Source organism: Oleiphilus sp. HI0079, assembly GCF_001635105.1.
Genome location: NZ_LWFT01000785.1, coordinates 1 through 1,217, shown reverse-complemented (window position 1 = coordinate 1,217; position 1,217 = coordinate 1). Strand labels below are relative to the sequence as shown.

The following is a 1,217-nucleotide window of genomic DNA, read 5'->3' as shown; positions in this document are numbered from 1 at the left end:
CGCGCGAACAAGCTCGTTACGGGGGAGCTCTAACGCGTGGAGGCCTAGACGGTCGACGAATACATAGGTGTCTGCCTCAGAAATTTGGCTGACTAGCTTATACCGCTTTTTTCCTTCCCAGGAGCCTTCAAGCTCTACCCATGACCCCGGGACAAGGCTAGATATCTGGAGATCGGCCACTGTTGAAGATGAGTTGCTTCTTGTCGGAGCTTCGCGAACAGCGCCTTTTGGAGCGGTCTTGGTTCGCTTAAAGCTCGCGGATTTTGGTGTTTGGTTGCTCAGGGAACTTTCTCGGAACAGTGTTGCTAGAGCTTTCCTGATTTGTTCAAGCAAGGTGTTCGACTTGCTTTGATCATAGGAAATTGTTTCTAAGCCTGCTCCTATCTGCTTTAGGAGTTTGGGGACGATGGAAACCCATTTTTGGCGATCAGCATCGCTATGGTGATTCTCTGCGCACCAGATAAGCTCTTCCGCGATACGGCGAGTGTTTTCCCAGTTGTGCTCGCTTGCATCTCGGAGAAACGCGAGGAACATGACCCGTCGCCAAGGGCCATTAAGTAGCTCCAGTATGCTTGGGGGAATCGCCTTGGTAGATGTTATATCGCTCAAGGTAGAGTCTATGAACTCTTGAGCGACTCTGCTTTTTATTCGGCCTTCTTCGGTCAGTTTTGTGCGCTGCTCAAGAAGGTGTCGCTTCTTCTCTTCGCGGTCGCACAAAAAGCGTAATTCATCATCGGCTTTCGCGAATAGCGCGCTGTTTTGCTCGTCAGAGCTACTGACCGTCAATACGATTTTTTTAATCGCTGCATATAGCGGCTGTTTTGTTGATTCTCCAGAGGGCGTCCAACCGATCGCTGCTTTAGCGAGGCGATCGAGGAAGGTTCGGGTAGGGTGCTGATGGTCGTAAAAAAAGTTTGGATCCTGCAAAACCGCTTTCAGAACAGGGATTTGAAGACGTCCAATCAGCGCCTGCATTTCAGGGGCAAGGTTTCTATCATCCAAAATGAATTCGAACAACATCGCCACGAGGTTGATGATATCAAGATCTTCTTCAGATACAGACTTCGATTTTGAGTGTTCTAAGGTGCTAGAAATGTTTTTCAAGAGCTCTGAAGAAGCCAGGGGCTTCATTTGATTGGCTGCTTCTAGCTGGCTTAATTGGGATGCTATTGTGTCTAGCGCGCTTAAAATTTCGCTTCTAGATGCTGATGGCCAAA

At 48.7% G+C, this 1,217-nt stretch carries 1 protein-coding gene; it reads right to left on the bottom strand.

The genetic code is table 11. The features are described 5' to 3' along the window. A partial coding sequence (locus tag A3750_RS14810) for a DUF1631 family protein (protein ID WP_255374883.1) occupies positions 1–1,191 on the bottom strand: 1,191 nt, incomplete at its 3' end. Positions 1,192–1,217: the final 26 nt, after the last annotated feature.